General features: G+C 67.3%; 20 protein-coding genes. 18 read left to right on the top strand and 2 right to left on the bottom strand.

The window, feature by feature from the left end:
- The first annotated feature begins 264 nt into the window (after nucleotides 1–264).
- On the top strand, nucleotides 265–816 hold the full coding sequence (locus ACFYVL_RS17095) for an HD domain-containing protein (protein WP_389245415.1): 552 nt from the start codon (nucleotides 265–267) through the stop codon (nucleotides 814–816).
- Nucleotides 817–825: 9 nt separating this feature from the next.
- Here ACFYVL_RS17095 and ACFYVL_RS17100 read toward each other — a convergent pair whose 3' ends face one another.
- Nucleotides 826–1,293, bottom strand: a complete 468-nt coding sequence (locus ACFYVL_RS17100) for an NUDIX domain-containing protein (RefSeq protein WP_389245417.1) — start codon at nucleotides 1,291–1,293, stop codon at nucleotides 826–828.
- A gap of 18 nt (nucleotides 1,294–1,311) precedes the next feature.
- Complete coding sequence (locus ACFYVL_RS17105; RefSeq protein ID WP_389245419.1) at nucleotides 1,312–2,055, bottom strand: helix-turn-helix domain-containing protein; 744 nt, start codon at nucleotides 2,053–2,055, stop codon at nucleotides 1,312–1,314.
- Nucleotides 2,056–2,166: 111 nt separating this feature from the next.
- On the opposite strand from ACFYVL_RS17105, the gene ACFYVL_RS17110 reads away from it, so the two are divergent.
- The 17 genes from ACFYVL_RS17110 to ACFYVL_RS17190 all read left to right on the top strand — a co-directional run bounded on the left by ACFYVL_RS17110 (nucleotide 2,167) and on the right by ACFYVL_RS17190 (nucleotide 16,403).
- Nucleotides 2,167–2,859, top strand: a complete 693-nt coding sequence (locus tag ACFYVL_RS17110; protein ID WP_389245421.1) for an HAD family hydrolase — start codon at nucleotides 2,167–2,169, stop codon at nucleotides 2,857–2,859.
- 456 nt (nucleotides 2,860–3,315) lie between these two features.
- Nucleotides 3,316–3,816, top strand: coding sequence for a hypothetical protein (locus tag ACFYVL_RS17115; protein ID WP_389245423.1), 501 nt, complete (start codon nucleotides 3,316–3,318; stop codon nucleotides 3,814–3,816).
- On the top strand, nucleotides 3,813–4,265 hold the full coding sequence (locus ACFYVL_RS17120) for a hypothetical protein (protein WP_389245425.1): 453 nt from the start codon (nucleotides 3,813–3,815) through the stop codon (nucleotides 4,263–4,265). Before ACFYVL_RS17115 ends, ACFYVL_RS17120 begins: the two co-directional genes overlap by 4 nt.
- Nucleotides 4,266–4,503: 238 nt before the next feature.
- Nucleotides 4,504–5,004 (top strand): hypothetical protein, encoded by a 501-nt coding sequence (locus tag ACFYVL_RS17125; protein ID WP_389245427.1) that lies wholly within the window; start codon nucleotides 4,504–4,506, stop codon nucleotides 5,002–5,004.
- A gap of 512 nt (nucleotides 5,005–5,516) precedes the next feature.
- Entirely contained in the window at nucleotides 5,517–6,053 is a 537-nt protein-coding gene (locus ACFYVL_RS17130) for an NUDIX domain-containing protein (RefSeq protein WP_389245429.1), read from the top strand.
- A gap of 165 nt (nucleotides 6,054–6,218) precedes the next feature.
- A complete protein-coding gene (locus ACFYVL_RS17135; RefSeq protein ID WP_389245431.1) occupies nucleotides 6,219–6,695 on the top strand; it encodes an NUDIX domain-containing protein in 477 nt (158 codons plus the stop codon).
- 228 nt (nucleotides 6,696–6,923) lie between these two features.
- Nucleotides 6,924–7,943, top strand: coding sequence for a thymidylate synthase (locus tag ACFYVL_RS17140; RefSeq protein WP_389245433.1), 1,020 nt, complete (start codon nucleotides 6,924–6,926; stop codon nucleotides 7,941–7,943).
- The gene (locus ACFYVL_RS17145) at nucleotides 7,940–8,518 is read left to right on the top strand and encodes a nucleoside-diphosphate kinase (protein WP_389245435.1); all 579 of its coding nucleotides are present in this window, start codon (nucleotides 7,940–7,942) and stop codon (nucleotides 8,516–8,518) included. The genes ACFYVL_RS17140 and ACFYVL_RS17145 overlap by 4 nt, the downstream gene beginning before the upstream one ends.
- Nucleotides 8,519–8,528: 10 nt before the next feature.
- The gene (locus ACFYVL_RS17150) at nucleotides 8,529–9,713 is read left to right on the top strand and encodes a radical SAM protein (protein WP_389245437.1); all 1,185 of its coding nucleotides are present in this window, start codon (nucleotides 8,529–8,531) and stop codon (nucleotides 9,711–9,713) included.
- A complete protein-coding gene (locus ACFYVL_RS17155) occupies nucleotides 9,710–10,312 on the top strand; it encodes an exonuclease domain-containing protein (protein WP_389245439.1) in 603 nt (200 codons plus the stop codon). Before ACFYVL_RS17150 ends, ACFYVL_RS17155 begins: the two co-directional genes overlap by 4 nt.
- Nucleotides 10,306–10,899 (top strand): hypothetical protein, encoded by a 594-nt coding sequence (locus ACFYVL_RS17160; protein WP_389245441.1) that lies wholly within the window; start codon nucleotides 10,306–10,308, stop codon nucleotides 10,897–10,899. Before ACFYVL_RS17155 ends, ACFYVL_RS17160 begins: the two co-directional genes overlap by 7 nt.
- Nucleotides 10,896–11,735, top strand: a complete 840-nt coding sequence (locus tag ACFYVL_RS17165; protein ID WP_389245443.1) for an aldo/keto reductase — start codon at nucleotides 10,896–10,898, stop codon at nucleotides 11,733–11,735. Before ACFYVL_RS17160 ends, ACFYVL_RS17165 begins: the two co-directional genes overlap by 4 nt.
- Nucleotides 11,736–11,926: 191 nt before the next feature.
- The gene (locus tag ACFYVL_RS17170) at nucleotides 11,927–12,475 is read left to right on the top strand and encodes a hypothetical protein (RefSeq protein WP_389245445.1); all 549 of its coding nucleotides are present in this window, start codon (nucleotides 11,927–11,929) and stop codon (nucleotides 12,473–12,475) included.
- A 197-nt stretch (nucleotides 12,476–12,672) separates the two neighbouring features.
- A complete protein-coding gene (locus tag ACFYVL_RS17175; protein ID WP_389245447.1) occupies nucleotides 12,673–13,014 on the top strand; it encodes a hypothetical protein in 342 nt (113 codons plus the stop codon).
- Nucleotides 13,015–13,057: 43 nt separating this feature from the next.
- Entirely contained in the window at nucleotides 13,058–14,176 is a 1,119-nt protein-coding gene (locus tag ACFYVL_RS17180) for a hypothetical protein (RefSeq protein ID WP_389245450.1), read from the top strand.
- Between the two features lie 85 nt (nucleotides 14,177–14,261).
- On the top strand, nucleotides 14,262–15,401 hold the full coding sequence (locus ACFYVL_RS17185; protein ID WP_389245452.1) for a PD-(D/E)XK nuclease family protein: 1,140 nt from the start codon (nucleotides 14,262–14,264) through the stop codon (nucleotides 15,399–15,401).
- Nucleotides 15,402–15,491: 90 nt separating this feature from the next.
- Complete coding sequence (locus tag ACFYVL_RS17190; protein WP_389245454.1) at nucleotides 15,492–16,403, top strand: hypothetical protein; 912 nt, start codon at nucleotides 15,492–15,494, stop codon at nucleotides 16,401–16,403.
- The last annotated feature ends 83 nt before the right edge of the window (nucleotides 16,404–16,486 follow it).

Raw genomic sequence — 16,486 nt, forward strand, 5'->3', positions numbered from 1 at the left:
CGGACAGCTCTTCGACGAGCAACATGCTTTCACCTCCTCAGCAGCGGACTCGGCCGTCGCGGCTTGACTTCTTAGGCACGTGAGATGTCTTTCGGCCTGCTCGGCAGGTTGCTGCGAGCTGATACGAGGTTCTTCCGTCGCGCCCATGACTACCCCAATTCACCTGCCTTTTCGGCGAGTTGCGGGATGGTGGCGTGAAGGTGGCACCCAGGTGGTACCTCCATGGCACTCGCATGGACCCCTGCTGGGTGCTTGGGTGCCGGTATGGATGTGGATGTTGCCACCGCGGTTGCCGAGTCGTTGCTTGCCGAGCCGTTGCCCCGCCGGTGGGCACACAGTCAGGGTGTGGCTGCTGCCGCCCGGACGCTTCGCGAGGTGATGGGGGCCGAGGCGCCTGCGCTGGAGGCGGCGGCGGTCTTGCACGACATTGGGTACTCCCCCGCCATCGCGGTCACCGGTTTTCACCCCTTGGACGGGGCCCGCCATCTGCGCGAGCTCGGCGCCGCTGATGACCTGGTGGTGTGTTTGGTGGCGAACCATTCGTTCGCCCTGATGGAGGCAGAGGAACGGGGGCTGTACGCCGAGCTGGCGGCCGAGTTCCCGTTGCCGGATCGGCCGGAACTGGTGGAGGCGCTGGTGTACTGCGACATGACGACGACCCCGCAGGGCCAGCCGACCACGACGGTGGACCGGCTCGCCGAGATCACGCAGCGGTACGGGCCGGACAGTGTGGTGGGCAGGTTCATCGCCCGCGCCACGCCGGGGATCCGAAGGGCTGTGGGCAATGTGGAGTCCCGGCTTGGCATGTGGCCGTAGCTGCGGTGGTCATTCTGGGCGCGGGTAGTCGCCGCTGAGGTAGACGGCGATCTGGTGGCGCATCGAGACGTGGATGTCGAAGGCATCGAGGTCGTCGGGGTGGATCCACCGCACGCCGTCCGCCTCGTCGTTGATGGTGGGTTCGCCGCCGATGGGCGTGCCGATGAAGGTCACTTCGAAGGCCTGCCGGATCTCGCCGTCGCTGTAGGCGACAACGTGTCCGGGCGGTGAGAACACACCCAGGAGGCCGGTGACCTCGGCGATGATCCCGGTCTCTTCCTCGCACTCGCGGGCGGCGCACTGTGCGGGTGATTCCCCGATGTCCTGCACGCCTCCCGGCAGAGCCCATTGGCCGGTGTCCCGCCGGCGCTGAAGGAGGATGCGGCCGGTCTCGTCGACGACGAGCAGGTTCGAGGCAGGGATCAGCGTGTTGGGCTTCGGGGCCTTGGGGTCGTTCCAGTACTCGGTGCGGGCCACGCGGTGCTCCGTTCGTGTTCAGGACCAGGGCTTCGCAGTGTTCCAGACCGCGTCGAAGCTGCTGGTGTATCCGTCGAACCAGCCTCCGGCACCGTCGAATCTCTGGAGGTGCAGGACCGGGTTGGCGCTGGCGGGCTGGCCCCAGACGTGGGGGTTGACCAGCAGGTGGTGGTCGTAGCGGAAGATCGAGTTGTAGAGGGTGGTGTCGTGCAGCCGCACCTCGCAGTTGGGCTTGCCCAGCAAGCTGCGGTAGTAGGAGAGCGAGGCCTTGATCTTCGCGCCCATGACGTCGCCGATGCCTTCTTCTTCGCCGCGCCGCATCGCGGCTTCACCGTCGGGGTCACCGAAGCACAGCCGCACCTGGGCTCCCTGTTCGGCGCGTTCGGCGAGCATGGCGGCCACGTGGGGGTTGGTCTGGGCGAAGAACGTGCCGGAGAGCACCAGGACGTCGATGTGGGCGCTGGCTTCGCCGAGGAGCGAGAGCCAGACCTCGCGGGGCACGGAGGCACGGTTGGGGTAGGCCTGGATGATCTCGTTGCTGACCGCTGCGGTGGTGCTGCTGCTGCTGCTGTTCGCATGGGGCCAGAGGTAATTCTCGTCGACGGCGAGCAGTTGGGCGGCGATCCACCGGTGCTTCTTGTGGGGTTGGCGGCCTTGAGTGATCCACCGGTCCACTGACTTGGGGTGGACTGCGCACCGGTTGGCCATGTCTTCCGTCGAGATCCCGCGCTGCATCATCATCGAGCGTAGTCGCGTGTTCACTCGGCCTATTGTGTCGGGACGTCTTGGAACGTTTCTGCGTTTCGGGGAAGTCCGCCCGCGTACGACTCGACTGTTTGCCGGATCGGGGAGGCACGCATCTACGCTGTCGGGATGCACCGCCTTGTCCTGTGGGACGTTGACCATACGCTGGTGGAGAACTCCGGTATCAGCAAGGAGACTTACGCCGGCGCCTACCTGCGTCTCACCGGGGAAAGCGCACGGTTCGCGGCCCGCACCGAGGGGCGTACGGACCGGGCGATCATGCGGACCATGTTCGAGGACCACGACCAGTTCGTGCCCCGGTGGCCGGAGGTGGAAGCCGCGCTCACCGCAGCCGGCCGGGAGCGGGCGGAGGCCCTTCGGGACCGGGGTATGGCACTGCCGGGAGCGGTGGAGGCGTTGCAGGCGCTCGCCGCGGCTACCGGTTTCGTGCAGTCCGCGCTGACGGGCAACATCCGTGCGAACGCCTGGATGAAGCTGCACGCCTTCGGCCTGGACAAGTTCCTCGACCTGGAGGTCGGCGCGTACGGGGCCGATGCCGACGACCGCGCCGACCTGGTGCCCGTGGCACGGCGGCGGGCCGCCCTGGCCTACCCGGAGCGGGACAGCTACCCGTCCGTCCTGCTGATCGGCGATACCCCTCGGGATGTCGCTGCCGCGGTAGCGAATGAGGTTCAGATCCTCGCCGTCGCGACGGGGGTTCATGGTGTTGACGAACTCCGTGAAGCGGGGGCCCGCGAAGTCCTGGAGGACCTTGCCGATACTGCCTCGTTCCTGGGCGCTGTGCAGCGGCTGATTCCGTAGGCGCAACACTTCCAGGGAGAGCCGAACAGCGCGTTCTGGTTCGCTGAGCTGCGACGACCAGGACCGGACGCAAGATGCTTCTGGTACGTGGCCACGGGTTGCCCGCTCACGTCCCCGGTCACGTCACCGCTGCCTCGCCCTGGCCGGGCAGGGCTCAGGGCCTGGAACGTCTGAGGGACGTTTTGGTGTCCGTAGACGTCTTCGAGATTCCTCTTCGGGTGGTTACTACGTTCTGCCTGCCCATTCGATGATCTAGCCGTCCAGTCAGCGACGGATCGGGATCGCGATGACACGGCAGCCACGCATCCTCTCAGGGCGCCCGAGTGCCCGTAGTACCAGGATGAGGTGCAGGTGGCACGCGCCGCGCGATGGCGGTGATACCCGCTTCGGTCGCACGCTGTCGAACCTTCCGAGCGTCACATGCCACCCCACAAGCGCCTGCTGTCAGGAACTTTCATGCTGACCGAAGTGAACAGACCTGTTGCCGAGCTCGACGTCGACGCGCACCAGACCGAGTATCTGCGTCACCTTGTCCGCCAGTTCCAGGAACTGGTGGCCCGGCAGGACACGCCGATAGGCCCTCCGGTGGATCAGTGGTGGGGGCTGATCCAGACCGTTGCGGGCTCGGCGGGGGACGCCGTGCTCGACTGGTTGGACCGCCATCAGCCCGGTGGATGCGGTCCGGTGCTGTGTTCCGGCGACAGCACGAGCCTGTTATGGCTGGTACCGCCCGGGGCGGCAGCACGGTGGTCACATGCGGGCGGGATCGCGCACCCGGAGGGCGGCACGGCACACGTGCCTTCCCACACGGTGGTTGCGCCTCCTGGCCTGCACTGGAAGCGCGTTCCGAAGCGGGAGGACTTCCACTTCGTGGGGGCGCGCATGCTGGCGTCCGCGCTTGACGCGGTCGCCGCTCCACCGCCCTTGCGGCGGCCTGCGTGGGAGGTGCTGACATGACCAGGACTCTCGACGTGCAGCGCGTCACGGCGGTCGATGCCGGCATTGGCTGGGATGCCGTGCGGGTCAGTACGGATATGGGTCGGCATCTGCGCCGGACGATGATCTGCCGGGGTAAGCGGACGGGCCCGATTCTGGTGGAGTCGGCGCGCGGCCTCATGTACTTCTTCGTTCCGGCGGGTTCTTTGGACGGGGAGAGCCTGCCCGGCGTGGTGGTGCTGGGTGAGGGCAGTTGCGTCGTCGCTCCCCCCTACGAAGCGGCGGAGGGGCAGGCGCCCTACGGGCTGGCCTGGGCGCACTCTCCGCTGTCCGTGGGGCCGGGGCCTGGCCGCTACGCCGACGCCGCGGGCCTGGTGGCGGCCGTCGAGCTGGCACACCAATGGGGTGTGGCACCTGGTGAGGCGGATGCAGCTCAGGGTTCGAGTGCCTCTGCGGGGAGGGTGTCGTGACCACGGGTCTCCGAACGCTTCGCCCGTGGGCGGAGCCGCCTGTGCAGCCGACCACCGACCAGGAAGCGGCTCACACGGCGGCATACGCCGCGTTCATGGATCACGCCGCGCTCTGCTCCTCGTGCGGTCAGGACCACGAGTGCGAGGCCAGCGTGGCCCTGCGTCTTGCCCTTCGGGAAGCGGGCCGGTGTCCGGCACGCCTTTCCCCTCCGACGCCCTCCGTTGGGGAGACACCGCGATGAGCACTACCCGCAACCCCCGGCGTCTGCTGAACGAGACCGAAATCTTGCAGGTGACGCAGGCGGTCCAGTGGGCGCACCCGGGCATGGACTTCGACCTCGCGGAGCGCATCGTCATGCAGACGCTTGCCTACGTCGACACGGTCTCCCACTCGGGCCCTGACGCCACGCTTGCCGCGCCTCCGGCCATCGCCGCTGGCTGGCAGGTGCTGGTCCTCCACACCCGGGTGTACGCGCGCTTGAACTGTCTCTTTCGCGTCTACGGCAACGACGTGCCGGTACATCACACCCCTCAGGACCCGGCGGCGCCCCCGGACCCGGGCGCCGTCGACCAAACGGCGGCTGCCGTTGCCGCGACCGGATACCTGGTGGACGCGGACCTGTGGCAGCCCGGTCTCAGCGTCGCTGACCTCATCGCTGCCGCAAGCGAGGCGCCCAGCGAGGCAACCGTTCCTCACGGTTCCGAGCCCTCGGTGGGGAGGGCGCATTGCGGGCCCTGATGGTGCTGCTCGTGCTGTGGTGCGCGCACGAGGTCGGTCGGCGTCTGACGGAGTCCCGTACTGGAGAACTGTCGCACCCGATGGAGCGCATGCAGCGCGTCGAGGTGGAGGCGTTCGCAAGTCTTCTCCATGCGGCCCGCGAACGGTTTGCAGGGGGCACGTCTTGATGCCCGTCCTGAACCCAGTGCGTTCTGTTTCGGCGTCCCGTCCCCTCGTCAGGGGACGTCCCGGGAGCTGGCGCAACGGCCCCCACCGTTCTCCTCGTTCTTCCGCCCCGGCTCGGCCGGCGAGGTCTTCCAACCCCCGGGCTACGGGGCGGATTCCACCCATGTGTATGTCGAGAAGGGACTCTCCGTATGAAAACCGCCCATGCATGGCTCGCGCTGTCCGTCGGCCAGGGGGCCGACGGCAACTTCAACCGGGTCTTGAACAGCGTGCGGCAGCAGGTCTCCCTTCCCCTGCATCGAGCTGCGTGAGCACGGACATCTACGGCACGAGGACTGGGGCACACCATGGCAGGCACTGACGCGAGTACCGAGGAGCCGATCGGGCGACTGTTGGGGGCTCTGACCTGTTTCCGGGATCTCAACGGTGCTGTTCTGCTGATGAAGCCCACGTCCGCACCAGCGGGCGACGAAAAGGGCTGGCGGCTCACCGGTGGACTTGTCGGGTTCGGTGAGCCGCTGACAGCTGCCGCTGTGCGGGCGGTGAAAGAGGTCACCGGCCTCACCAGGGAGCTGACCCAGCTGTTGGTCATCGACCGCGTCTCTGAGGGTGAGGACGACACCTTCGACTTCGTCTTTGACGGTGGGCTGCTGTCGCCGCACGACGCCGAGCAGGTCGTTCTGCGGTCGCAGGCGGCAGGCGACCAACCTGCTCTGAAGTGGGTTCCTCTCGGGCAGGTCCACGAGCACAGCTACTCGGAGCACGAGTCGCTGGTGCGCGCTGCGATCCGTGCAGTCGAGGCCCAGCAGGCATCCGAGAAGAAGGGCAAGCCGGTGTTCGTCTGGTGCCACACCTGCCACGGCACCGGCTTTGAACCTGCCTGACCGAGCGACGGGTGCGAGGTCGCCCCGCCCCTGGGCGGGGGCGGACTTCCGCAGTGCGTCCCACGTCGCAGTTATCCGCTAGGTGACCTGACGGGTCCCGGCACGAGAAAGGTGTATTCCATGGCACATGCCGACATTGATCCTGCGAACCCTCCCCCTCGGCGAGTGGGGGCGTTAGTCCTGGTGCGCAACCACGAGGGGGCCGTCCTCATGGTGAAGCCGACGTACAAGCACGCGGACTCGCAGCTGGGCTGGCAGCTGCCCGGGGGCAACGTCCACGCGGGTGAACTGCTGGTCGAGGCAGCCGCAAGGGAGCTGCAAGAGGAGACCGGGTTGACCTCTGCGCTCGTTGATCTGCTGGTCGTCGACCAGATTCAGGTCAGCGAGGACGGCAAGTCGGCGGAGGGCTACAACTTCGTCTTCGACGGTGGCGAGCTGTCCCGGAGCAAGGCGCTGGAGGTGGCCGTTCCGCCGGAGGCCGCCAGCGAGCTGTCAGCCGTGAGGTGGGTACACCTGGGCCAGCTTCACGAGCACGCATTTCCGTACCAGGAAGCTCGGGTGCGGGCTGCCGTGAAGGCGGCGGGATCCCAGGCGAGGTTGTCCCCTCTGTTCCACGGGAAGCCGACCGCCACCACGGGCTGACCCATTGCCCCGAGGCCGACTCGTCAGATCCTGCTCGGCCTCGTTGTGGCCAAGGAAGCCTCAGATCCATGCGTAGGGGCGAGCCCGTCGTCATACGGTGCCGCGGCCGGTCTGGCCGTGGCACCGAATCCTGCTCGCCCGCAGCGGGGCGGCCGTCCGTACCTCGGCGGTGGCCCCGTACCTCGGCCCACTTCTACATCCCGCTACGGCAGATCCCGAGGAGGGATTGTGCTCACCCCACCGATCTTCCCGTCCTTCGAGCAGGCTTACTTGGAGGTCCTGGACCACATATGCGGCCAGTACCAGTACCGCAATGCACCGCGCGGAAACGCTGCCCGCGAATGTCTGGGGCTCAGCTTCCAGATCAGTAACCCGAGAGAACGGCTGCCGTACTTGGCGGCCCGGAGGGTCAACCCGGCGTTCCACTTCGCCGAGGCCCTCTGGTTCCTCGCCGGCCGCAACGACCTCGACATGATCGCCTACTACGCGCCGCGCATGCGCCACAGTTCAGCCGACGGGTACACGGTCGGCGGATCCGCCTACGGTTCGCGCATCTTCAACCCTCAGCAGGCCGACAGCACGTCGCCCTTTGAGCACGTCATGGACCTCCTGCGCACGGAGAAGGACAGCAAGCGCGGCCTGCTTCCGATCTTCACCGCAGACGAGCTCGGTATCGAGAACAACGCCGACATGTCCTGTGCGGTCGCGCTGCATCTCCTGGAACGTGAGGGCAAGTTGCACATGGTCTGCTACATGCGGGCCAACGACTGCGATCGCGGTCTGTTGAGCGACGTCTTCAGCTTCACGATGATCCAGGAGTTCGCAGCTGTGCGGCTCGGGCTCCAGTTGGGTACCTACACGCACCACATTGGTTCGGCGCACGTGGGGGATCGTGACTTCGCGCGGGTCCTTGGTGTCCTGGAGGAGTCCGTCGACCGGCCCACCGCCATCCGGTTCCCGTTCCCGGAGATGCCCGCCACTACCGATTTCTCCACGGTGGAGGCTGTTTTGGTGCACGAGGAGAAGCTGCGCCGGAACGAAGTCCAGTACCAGCCGGACGACATTGTCTCGCTCGGTTTCGACCCGTACTGGCAGCAGGTGTTGTTGCTGTTCGAGGTGTACCGCCAGGTTCAGTACTGCCGGGTGGACCCTGTCGATGTGAAGGTGCTCCGAGCCTTGAACCCCGGGCTGCGGTGGTTGATGGCCTCCCGCTGGCCTTTCCGTGTGGAGCACGGGGTGACGGGATGAACCGGCAGCCGTTCCGGAGCGGCGACGTGGTCGACGGCATCGACTGGGATCGGTGGTCGGTGATCCTCCTCAAGCCGGACTGCGTCGAGCGTGGCCTCGTCGACAAGGTCCTCGACCGCTTCGCAGCCGTACCGGACATCACGGTGTTCGCGCGCATGGACGTGGTGGTGGAGCCGTGGCAGGTGCATGTGCACTACTGGGACCTTCTCGTCGACCGTGACTGGTACTCGGGCCGGGACATGCCTACATGCCTGGACGAGATGTACGTCGGCAAGACGGTGACGGTCGCTTTGGCCTCCGGGCCCGAGGGCACCCCGAGAACGCTCCGCAAGCTCCTCGGGTTCTTCGACCCGTCGCAAGCCGGCGCCGGATCGATCCGCGGCGACCTCGGGGTGGACAGCTTGGATGCCGCACTCGCGGAACACCGGCTGGTGGAGAACTTGGTGCACACCTCCGACAACGCCGAGGCCACCCGGCGTGACTTCGGAGTCTGGTTCGGCGCCGCCCGCCGGAACCTGCTCACCGCCTCAGGCCCGATTTCCGGCAAGACCGCCGGATCCGCAGTTCGACCCTAGGAGGCCTCCCATGACTCTCACTCCTCTCGCGGGCAGGCCTCTTCCCCTGCTCACTCCGCAGCAGATAGCGGGTATGCAGTCCGATCTGGCCGAGGTGGTCGAGTACCGCAAGTCCGGGCTGTCGTTGAACCACATCGTGGGCTGCCCGCTGGACTGCGGGTACTGCGTGCGGCATCTCTTCCAGAACTTCGAGATGAAGGTTCCTCGGGCGCTCATGACCGACGCTGAGGCGGTCGATGCGCTCGTGAATCACCCGTACTTCCGGGCGCACACCACGCCCGTTCAGTTGTTCAACCGGGCGACGGACCCGATGCTGCCGGTGGTCAAGCCGCACACGTTCAACGTGCTGCGCCTCCTGGACGAGCAGGGCCTGACCAACCATGTCCTGGTCATCACCCGGTGGCGGGTCACCCCCGAGGACTGCGAGGTGCTGAACTCCTTCAAGCACCTTCGGTTGACCGTCCTGGTCACCCACTCGGGTATCAGCAACACGGACATCGAGCCGGTGGACTCGGCGATCGCGGCGAAGAGCCTGCGCACACTGTTCGAGCATGCGCAGCGGTACCGCACCGTCCTGTACTGGCGGCCGATCGTTCCGGGTCTCAACGACAGCGACGCCCACCTGGCGCGGGCCCGGGAGCTGTCCCGGTACGCGCACGCCACCGTGTTCACCGGGTTGTTCTTCCGCGAGGAGATCGCCTCGTACTACGAGGCGCACGGAATGCCCATGCCGTACGAGGGCACCGCTCGGCGCAAGATCATGCCGGAGGAGGCGGAGGACCGGATCCTGCACTCCTTCCACGTGCCGGGAGACATGGAATCCCCGTACGGGGCCCTGTTCCGCAAGACCAGCTGTGCGGTGGCGTACGCGCACGGGGAGGCGGACTACAACGGGCACTACGGCATCCGCGAGTTGTGCGACATCTGCCCGAGCGAGCAGCTGGCGCGGTGCAGGGCTGCGTGGAAGGAGCCCGACCCGCGGGACGTCCTCACACAGGCGTCCAAGCTCGGGGCGACGGGCGTGGTGGAGGTGACGCAGCGGGCCATCATCGTCGAGGGTCTGGACACGCCGCCGCGCTACTTCCTCCAGCACCTCTACGGCTACCAGTGCCACGACCGCGCCAAGCCCCACCTGTTCCGCCAGCACGGCCGAGCCCCTATCGGGTGGTCGGCGGAGAACGGATCCACCCCATGAACTTCGAAACCTGGCCCGCGCTGTTCGTCATCGATGTCGAGGGCAACGGAGGCAACCCGCCTGACCTGGTCGAGGCCGCCGCGCTGCCGGTGCGCAACGGCATCCCCGACACGAGCGCCGCACGGTCCTGGCTGGTGCGCCCGCCCCACCCCGTCACCCCGTTCGCGGCCCGTGTCCACGGGCACACCAACGCCTCCCTGGCCGGGTGCCCCACGTGGAAGCAGGTCGCCGACAAGGCCCGCCGGCTGCTGGGCGGGGCGTGGATGTGCGCCCACAACGCGCACGTCGACTACAAGGTGATGACGGCACACCTGCCCGGCTGGCAGCCCGCCGGGGTCCTGGACACCCTCCGCCTGTCACGGGCCACCTATCCGGACCTGCCCAAGCACTCACTCGACGCGCTCATTGACCACCTGAAGCCGGACCTGTCGCAGGCTCCAGGACAACGGCACCGGGCGACCTTCGACGCGTACGCCACCGCCCAGGTCCTGCTGGCCATGGCGGCCCGGTACGAGTCGTGGGAGCAACTGGTCGCCGCCGCTGTACCGCCCGGGTTGCCCGGCGCCCCCGAACCTGACAAGGAGGACACCCTGTGGTGACCAAAGACCCGGTCTGTATCGGCATCACCGGCACCCATTCCACCGGGAAGACCGAGCTGCTGCGGCGCATCGAGATGGAGCTGCGCGGCCACGGCATCATCGTGGGGCGCACGGGCGGGCTGGGGAAACACGCTGCGGCCCTGGGCTTCCCGAAGATGCAGCACCACACCGCCCGCTCCACGGAGTGGATCATCGCGCGGGGTATCGCCGACGAACTCGCCCTCGGGGCATCAGGGGCTCAGGTGGTTCTTGCCGACCGGGCGCCAGTGGACGCGCTCGCCTACTTCACGGCCGCGCTGGAATTTCGGGGTGATGCGCCCGGCCCTTGGGAGGTAGAGCAGCTCACCGCGATGGCGAGCGTCCGGACGGATGGTTACGCGCTGCTGTTCGCCACGGTTCTGGACCCGACGGTGCCCGTGGCTGCCTCGCACGACTACAACCCGCGGTTCCGCACGCTGGTGGACCGGCACTGCCACACGATTCTGGCAACCGGCGAGGTGAAGCACGTGCGGGTGACCTCGGCTGCCGAGTCGAAGAATGAGGCAATCCGTATGGCGGTCGACGCTGTACTGGGGGTGGTCGTGTGAACGTGTCGCCGCCCGGCGGGTCCATTGTGATCGCCGGGAAAACGGTGTCCCGGCTGGGGCTGGGCACCATGCGCCTGACCGGCCCGGGGACCTGGGGTGGCCCCGCCGACCATGACGGGGCGGTCAGCCTGCTGCGCCGTGCCGTCTTCGCGCAGGGCATTACTCACCTGGACACGGCGGACGCCTACGGGCCGCACACCGTCGAGGAGTTGATCCACGAAGCTCTGCACCCGTATCCCAAAGAGGTCCTTGTCGCGACGAAGGTGGGGTTCCTGCGCCCGGCTCCGGATGTGTGGGTGCCGCACGGGCGGGCCGAGTACCTGCGTGCCTCGGTCGAAGGGAGTCTTCGCCGGCTGGGGGTCGATCATCTCGACCTCTGTTACCTGCACCGGATCGATCCCGAGGTGGGGCTGATGGATCAGCTGTGCACGATGGCTGCGCTCCAGCAGGAGGGCAAGGTGAGGCACATCGGGCTGTCGAAGGTGTCCGTGGAGGATCTGCGTTTCGCTGCCCGGGTGGTCGACGTGGCGGCCGTGCAGAACGTGCTGCACATGGAGGACCGGGACGACCCGGTTGTTGAGGAATGCCGGGCCAGGGGCATCCCGTTCGTGCCCTACCGGCCCTTGAACGCGGGAACGCTCGCTACCGGTTCGCTGCGGGATTCCGCACTGCACTGGTTGCTTGCCCTGGGGCCGCATGTCGCACCCATTCCCGGCACGAGTTCTCCGGTGCACCTGGACGAACTGGTCCTCTCGGTGGCTGGCTTCACCACTGCGGAGGGATCTGCTGCGGCGCCTGAGGATCACCGTGCGGAGGTGGATTCCCTTGCCCGGTGATCGGTTCGGTGTGGGTGTGCCGCTCGGATTGTGAGGAAGGCCCCCGCTTGGTCGGAACCTGCGGGGGCCTGGGCACCTCTTGGAAAGTGCCTGATCAGCGTAACAGTGCGTAGCGCAGGCCCTCCGGCCTCAAACCGGGCCCGGCCATCGGTATTCTACTAAGACATTGGTGTCGAGGTGAGGGAACCGTCGTGGCGAAGCCGCTGCTCTTGGGGCGCAAGGAGATCGCGTCCATCTACAACATCTCGCCGACTTCGGTCAGCGACAGTTGGGTGCCTCACGGAATTCTGTCGTACGACGATGCCGTGATCGTGTCCGGTAAGCCGTTCTGGCCGGGTGGCTTCATCGAGTCCGTGGCGCTGCCGCCGGGCAAGTACGGCCGGCAGTTGGACGTGGGCAAGCTGGAGGCCTTGGAGGCGGAGCAGGGGGCTTCGGTGAGGCCCATGAAGAAGGGCGAGCTGCCGCCGCTGGTGGGGGCGCAGGAGTACGCCAGCTTGTTCGGAGTGACGCAGATCGCGGTATCGCAGGCGAAGGGGCGTCTCCCGGCGAGCGACTACTACCTGTCCGGGTCGCACGTGTGGCTGCTGTCGACGGTGCTCGCCGCGGCCGAAGAAACCATGGCCGGGTCCCGGAAGGGTCTGTGGCGGCTCAACGAGGATGTAGCCGAGGCTCTGCGGACGGGCACCTATGACGGTCCTGGGTCCTCTTTCGCGAAGCGTGGTTTGGCGGCCAAGAAGTAGTTCGCGGGCGGTATCTGCGCAGGTCCATGCGGTTCGACGGGTGGGTGGCGGTCGTCGACTGCGCCCCTTTGCCGCCCTTGCCGCCATAGTTGACCCCACCCCCAGAGATAGTAGAATTTGCATATGAGGGAGGGGGTGCGAAGGACGTCAACCCTCGTAGCGCAAAATAGGCCCCAACATTAAAGAGAGGGGGGACCATGGTTCCCGTACAGCTTGAGCTGCCCGTCACTCCCCTGCGACACCCGGACCCGCAGAGCGCGGGCGCAAGCATCCAGGATCGATTCGAGGCGTTCCACCAGCTCAACCCGTGGATCCTGTCGAAGCTGGAGGCATTGACCGCCGACTGCATCGACAGCGGCCTGAAGCGGGTGGGCATAGGCATGCTCTTCGAGGTGCTGCGTTGGCAGTACGGGCGCGCCACGTCCGGCGATCCGTGGCGACTGAACAACGACTACCGCTCCAGGTATGTGCGTTTGCTCCTAGAGATGCACCCCGAGTGGTCTGCCCTGTTCGAGACCCGGGGCCTCCGCACCGCTTGAAATAGGCCGCAACATTTCGTTTTGTTCACCTCTTGGAGAGATCATGTCTTCCCCTGCTGTCCCCCAACTCCGCACCCGCCAGCCCAGCGGGGTCGTGCCGTGGCCGAAGATCCTGCTGGAAGGCGAGGAGAAGGCGGGCAAGTCCTTCACCGCCGCCGAGTTCACCGGCTCCGAGCACACCGGGCAGGCGTACTGGCTGGAACTCGGCGAGGACACTGCCGACGAGTACGCCGCCGTCCCTGGTGCCGACTACCTACTGATCGTCCACAACGGCACCTACCGCGACATCCTCGGACAGGTGGAGGCCGTGCACGCGGAGGCCAAGCGTGCCGCTGCTGCCGGGGAACCGCCGGTGGTGCTGGTGATCGACTCGGTGTCGCTGCTGTGGCGGATGCTCGTGAACTGGACGAACGGGCGTGCCCGCCGGTCCAACTCGGGCCAGGCCAAGCTGAACCGGGACCCGGACGCCGAGATAAAGCCGTCGATGAACCTGTGGAACGACGCCGTCGAGCGGTGGAACCGGGTGATGTACCTGGTGCGCACCATGCCAGGGGTCGTGGTGATGCTGGCGCGGGGCAAGGAGATCTCGGCCGTCGACGGGAACGGGGACCCGATTCCGAATACGAAGGACTGGCGGGTCGAGGGCCAGAAGTCGCTGGCGTTCGACGCGACCGCCTGGGTGCGGCTGCGCCGGGACAAAGATCCGCAGATCATCGCCGCCCGCTCGCTGAAGTTCCGGGTTCCCCGTGAGGGCAAGCCGATGACGGTTCCGGACCTCACGGTGGAGCGGCTGGTGTTCGGGCTGATGGGCTGCGCCTCCCATGTGGCGCCACACGCGACGCCGGAGCTCACCGGCGACCTGGCGGAGGCGTGGCTGCCGCAGGTCGAGGAGTCGGCGAAGGCCGGACTGGACGGCCTGAAGAAGCTGTGGTTCGCGGTCGAGTCGGACCAGGAGCTGGCCCGGGACGAGGTGATCGTCGTGCGGGCTGCCATCGAGAAGAAGGCCGCCTTGCTGAAGAAGCCCGAGGCGCTGCCCGACCCGACAGGTGAGCCCGACGAAAACGACAGCAGCGAGGCGGCTCGGCTGCGTGCTGCGGCGAAGGGCCTTGAGTTCGACGACGGCACAGAGACGTCGATCGACGGCGAGTTCGCCTCCGCCTGACCCCTCCCCCACTTCCCTTCCTTCTGTATTCCGCCGGGGCCCCGCGATCGGGCCGGGCCCCGGCCTGCCCTCTTGGAGAACTGCTGTGCCCACCCTGACCACCGGAAGAGCCCCCGTTTCGATCTGGGACGCCGCCCATGCTGTTGACGCCCGCCGGCCGCGCTCGCTCCAGGCCGAACTGGGAGCGTCCGACACGATCTGCTCGCGCCGGGCCGGGTACATCGTGACCGGTGCCGAGCGCACCCACGTGGGGGACAAGAAGGCGGCCATCTTGGGGACGTACATCCACCAGGGGCTGCTGGAGGATGCGCGCCGCGAGTACGGGTGGCTGGTCGAGCGGTCGGTGTCCGACGGGGTGGTCCGCGGGTACATCGACGTGGTGCAGCTCGACGCGGCGACCGCTGCCCGCCTCCCGAAGCGCCACCGGCCGGTCGTGCCTGCCGAGGTGGTGACGGTGGAGGACGTGAAGACGAAGTCGGCGCGGGTGTGGGACCGGGTGGTGCGGTACGGGCCGACGGCGGCGGAGATGCGCCAGGTGCTGCTGTACGCGGACCTGCTGCGGACGGTGGGGTTCGCGGATGTGCCCGGCCAGAGGTACCTGCACCGGCTCGGCCCCGTGGACGTGCAGCGGATTCGGTTTAGGTTCGTGTGCCGGGACACCGGTGAGGAGGAGATCCAGGAGTTCCCCTTCGACGAGTGGCTGGCGGTGCAGGCCCGTTGGTGGGTCGACCGGGTCCTCGAAGCGGCTTCGCCCGAGGAGTTGCGCCGCGACCACGATGGTCCGGGGTTGTCGCCGGTGTGCGACAACTGCCCTTTCCGTGACGCCTGCTGGGAGGGTGCTGCGCCGGGCGCTCCGGCTCAGACGGTCCTGGTGCACGACGACGCCGACCGTGCGAAGGCGCTCGCGGACTACGTGCGCGCCCACGAGAGGTTTAGGGAATCGAAGCGGGTCAAGGAGCTGGCGCGGGCGATGCTGGATGACTCTCCGGAGGGGAACTACGGGGCGAATCATCTGGGTTGGGGCGGGGGCAACGACAAGGAGGACACCGACGTGCAGGCGTTGGTGGAGAAGTTCGAGGACGCCGACCTGGTGGTGCCGATGGTCCCGGACAAGGACGCGATGGTGGCGATCCTGCGGCGGGCGGGGATCGTCGTGCCCCGGCGGAAGGTGGCGGGCCAGAAGACGGCCCGGTCGATCAAGGTCTCTCGCGCCAAAAAGCTCTGACAGTCCCGTGGCGGGCCCCGCACGTGCGGTGCGGGGTTCTTGCCCTCCTTGATCATCTGAATGCCCTGTACGGCCTTGGAGGCCTTTCCTGTGACGATTTTGCGCCGCCACCTCAGCACCGGGTTCACCGTGCTCCCGACGTCGACCCTGGAGGATGCGCGGCTGTCCTTCCGGGCGCGGGGCATCCTCGCGTTCCTGGTCGCCAAGCCCGATACGTGGGCCGTGCGCACGGACTCGATCGCGAAAGCGGGCAAGGAGGGCCGAGACGCGGTGCGCAAGGCTGTTCAGGAGCTGAAGCGGTTCGGGTACTACCGGGTGGTGACAGAGCAGTTGGCTGACGGGACGTGGCACCGGGTGACCGAGGTGTACGACACGGCGCAGGAGTGGGTGGCCGAGGAGTACGACCGGTTGGAGGCGGGGCGGCTCACGCGTCAGATGGTGCGCCGGTGGGAGCGTGACGACAGGGTCACGGAAACCGAGGACGGGTTTTCAGGCGTCGGTGAACCAGCCGTCGGCGGATCAGGCTTTATAGGTAGTAACCAGAGCCAATATCCAAAGGTAAAGACTCCCCCTACCCCCACAGCTGTCGCTTCTGGCGGCTCGGTGACAGCCCGCAGGGATGAGGCTGCGGAGGCGGTTGGGGAGTCGTCGGCTGGGGATGGCGAGAAGGCGGCGGGGGTGGACCCTGCTGCCGCTTCTGGGGGCGCTGGGAAGCCTGCTGGGTGCCTGGTGCACCCCCAGGGGGCGGGGAAGTCGTGCCGGTCGTGCGGCACGAGCCCCCGGGCGGTGCGTGAGGCGGGGAAACAGGCAGAGAGGGAGCGGTGCAAGGACGCCGAACGGGAGGCGAACGAGAGAGTGCTTGCCCAGGTGCGGGAGCGCCCGGGGGGTGACGACCTGTCGGCGCATGCGCGGGCTCGGCTGGAGGAGATGCGCCTTATCGGGCGGGGGGCGGATGGAGGGGGAGGTGCCGAGAACGAAGGTCAAATAGGTCGCAACAAATAGATATGCTCTTGCGGAGTCCCGACGCTTTGGACCCCTTCCAATTGAGCAGTAGAATTTAGACAGAAGAGATCGGCTCGACATCA

The organism is Streptomyces sp. NPDC004111 (assembly GCF_042874215.1).
GTDB lineage: Bacteria > Actinomycetota > Actinomycetes > Streptomycetales > Streptomycetaceae > Streptomyces.

What these genes read in the sequence shown, in the direction of transcription:
- ACFYVL_RS17175 (WP_389245447.1), top strand. Translation starts at nt 12,673, where the DNA reads ATGGTTCCCGTACAGCTTGAGCTGCCCGTCACTCCCCTGCGACACCCG.
- ACFYVL_RS17110 (WP_389245421.1), top strand. Translation starts at nt 2,167, where the DNA reads ATGCACCGCCTTGTCCTGTGGGACGTTGACCATACGCTGGTGGAGAAC.
- ACFYVL_RS17155 (WP_389245439.1), top strand. Translation starts at nt 9,710, where the DNA reads ATGAACTTCGAAACCTGGCCCGCGCTGTTCGTCATCGATGTCGAGGGC.
- ACFYVL_RS17120 (WP_389245425.1), top strand. Translation starts at nt 3,813, where the DNA reads ATGACCAGGACTCTCGACGTGCAGCGCGTCACGGCGGTCGATGCCGGC.
- ACFYVL_RS17150 (WP_389245437.1), top strand. Translation starts at nt 8,529, where the DNA reads ATGACTCTCACTCCTCTCGCGGGCAGGCCTCTTCCCCTGCTCACTCCG.
- ACFYVL_RS17130 (WP_389245429.1), top strand. Translation starts at nt 5,517, where the DNA reads ATGGCAGGCACTGACGCGAGTACCGAGGAGCCGATCGGGCGACTGTTG.
- ACFYVL_RS17125 (WP_389245427.1), top strand. Translation starts at nt 4,504, where the DNA reads ATGAGCACTACCCGCAACCCCCGGCGTCTGCTGAACGAGACCGAAATC.
- ACFYVL_RS17145 (WP_389245435.1), top strand. Translation starts at nt 7,940, where the DNA reads ATGAACCGGCAGCCGTTCCGGAGCGGCGACGTGGTCGACGGCATCGAC.
- ACFYVL_RS17115 (WP_389245423.1), top strand. Translation starts at nt 3,316, where the DNA reads ATGCTGACCGAAGTGAACAGACCTGTTGCCGAGCTCGACGTCGACGCG.
- ACFYVL_RS17095 (WP_389245415.1), top strand. Translation starts at nt 265, where the DNA reads ATGGATGTGGATGTTGCCACCGCGGTTGCCGAGTCGTTGCTTGCCGAG.
- ACFYVL_RS17180 (WP_389245450.1), top strand. Translation starts at nt 13,058, where the DNA reads ATGTCTTCCCCTGCTGTCCCCCAACTCCGCACCCGCCAGCCCAGCGGG.